The 1,812-nt window shown below is 54.2% G+C and carries 5 protein-coding genes; all 5 read right to left on the bottom strand.

Translation table 11 applies throughout. The features are described from left to right. A partial coding sequence (locus tag ABL922_RS14785) for a hypothetical protein (protein WP_349024970.1) occupies positions 1-182 on the bottom strand: 182 nt, incomplete at its 3' end. Beyond that, on the bottom strand, positions 179-472 hold the full coding sequence (locus ABL922_RS14780) for an addiction module antidote protein (protein WP_349024969.1): 294 nt from the start codon (positions 470-472) through the stop codon (positions 179-181). The genes ABL922_RS14785 and ABL922_RS14780, both read right to left, overlap by 4 nt. After that, positions 465-863 carry a hypothetical protein gene (locus tag ABL922_RS14775; RefSeq protein ID WP_349024968.1) on the bottom strand — a complete coding sequence of 133 codons (399 nt, stop codon included), beginning with the start codon at positions 861-863 and terminating at the stop codon, positions 465-467. Before ABL922_RS14775 ends, ABL922_RS14780 begins: the two co-directional genes overlap by 8 nt. Then, positions 830-1,540, bottom strand: a complete 711-nt coding sequence (locus ABL922_RS14770) for an FRG domain-containing protein (protein ID WP_349024967.1) — start codon at positions 1,538-1,540, stop codon at positions 830-832. Before ABL922_RS14770 ends, ABL922_RS14775 begins: the two co-directional genes overlap by 34 nt. 10 nt (positions 1,541-1,550) lie before the next feature. Beyond that, positions 1,551-1,812, bottom strand: a 262-nt coding sequence (locus ABL922_RS14765; RefSeq protein ID WP_349024966.1) for a hypothetical protein, incomplete at its 5' end; no start/stop codon positions are given.

Genomic DNA, 1,812 nt, shown 5'->3' with positions numbered 1-1,812 from the left:
GCGGCAGAGGGGATCGCGCCATTATAGCCCGAATTGGCGATGAACCCCGCCGCGCCGATCACGTTCATCCATTGATAGGCGCGCGAGCGGCCATCGAGCCGCCCCAGCGATAACAGGATATAGCTGCCAAGGATCAGCCCAGCACCGATCCAGCCGATGGTTTCGATGAGGATGTGGGTCATGCGGGATTGACGCTGATCTTGGGGCCGAGCGATTTCATGACGCCAAGCAAAGTCGAGATGGTCGGATTGCCGTCATCGCTCAGCGATTTGTACAGCGCCTGCCTGGCGATGCCCGCATCCTTAGCGATTTGCGTCATCTCCCGCGCCCGGGCTACCGTGTTCAGTGCGCGAACGATAAACTTCTGGTCGCCAATTTCCATGACCTCGGCAAGAAAGGCGGCAATCGCCTCTTCGCTGTCGAGATGCTCGGCGGCGTCCCATTTGGTGCCGATGCCGAACGTGTCATTCATAGAAAGACGAGACATCTGCTTCTGCATCGACAACTTTAATGTTTTGGCCTTCGATACTAAATTTGATTGTTATCGGAAATGAATCGACAAGCTCTACTGGATCATCCGAGCCCACATCATAGTGAAGTACCACGAAGGCAGTGCCGGGCGTTATCCAATCCTTTCCCTCTATCACGGTTGATTCGAAATCGAGAGAAAATCCATCTGTATCAACAACTTGAGCCAAACTCCTAATATCTCTATAGGCTTCGCTGTTTTCAAAATCATAGCTGTCGAATGCAGCTTCAAGGCGATCAGGTAATTCTGCCGTCCATTCAGGTGTGCCTTTGGCTTGAAAAGGTGGAGGAATATGTAGATTCATATGATAGGCTTTCCAGTCGAATAGCTCCATCTTAAGCTTTGCGATATGCCATCAAGATCGCTCATCAGCATAGCAGCATCGACCCCGAGATTGAAGAGCTGCTCCAAAAATTCAACCTTGTCACTTGCCAATATCTTCATTCTGAAGGTCTTTTCCCGGAGTCGCCAACGCTTTGCTGGTTCGGCATGCACACTGAAGAGTCCCCTCTGAGAGGCAATACGCGGCGCGACAACTGTAGGAAAGACAAATTTGGTTCTGTTGATTCCGAACGGCCCCACCTTCAGGTCAGTCTCCGAAATTAAGCCGACACTACCGATCTCAACTGCAATCAGTTCCCCGTCCCGCCTGCCTCTTGGCGATGGTTGACATGCAAAGTAGATCGCAACGAGCGGGTTGGTTGTCCAATCCAAGAGCCGCGTTGGAAGCCCATGATGCTGTGCAAGGAACAACCAGTCCCAGTCAGAAGGCATTTGAGCGCGATCGACGAGAGGCGCACCCAAACGCTTGAACTCATTGAACAGCTGAAGCTCACGAGCAGCACTATATGTCTTGGGGCGGCCTACTGATGGCTGCAATGACCATTGCAGCAAATGGCCCCTGAATACCCACCTTGGGGAACTGTAGCGCCTCGCGAATTGCAGCAGGTTATCCCAACGCTTGAGTCGGTCAAGCCGCTCCTTTCCCCTGTCGATAGCCGAATCAGTCATAAATGCGGTCCTACGCCGCCAATTTCCGCAGCACATAGTGCAAGATGCCGCCGTTCATGAAATACTCAACCTCGTTCGCGGTGTCGATGCGGCACAGCGTTTCGAAGGTGAAGGTCGAGCCGTCGGCGCGGGTCACCGCGACCGTTACGTCCTGGCGCGGCTGGAGCGATGCGACATCGCGGATGGTGAAGGCGTCGTCGCCGGTCAGGCCGAGGCTCGCGCGCGTCTGTCCATCGACGAATTGCAGCGGCAGCACCCCCATCCCGACCAGA

It is taken from the genome of Sphingorhabdus sp. (assembly GCF_040079335.1).
GTDB lineage: Bacteria > Pseudomonadota > Alphaproteobacteria > Sphingomonadales > Sphingomonadaceae > Sphingorhabdus_B.
Note: the sequence above shows the minus strand (reverse complement) of the source record. Positions and strands in the feature narration are given on the sequence as shown.

Bases quoted from the DNA above. Each gene is read 5' to 3' on its own strand.
- ABL922_RS14770 (WP_349024967.1), bottom strand. From the start codon at position 1,540: ATGACTGATTCGGCTATCGACAGGGGAAAGGAGCGGCTTGACCGACTC.
- ABL922_RS14775 (WP_349024968.1), bottom strand. From the start codon at position 863: ATGGAGCTATTCGACTGGAAAGCCTATCATATGAATCTACATATTCCT.
- ABL922_RS14780 (WP_349024969.1), bottom strand. From the start codon at position 472: ATGAATGACACGTTCGGCATCGGCACCAAATGGGACGCCGCCGAGCAT.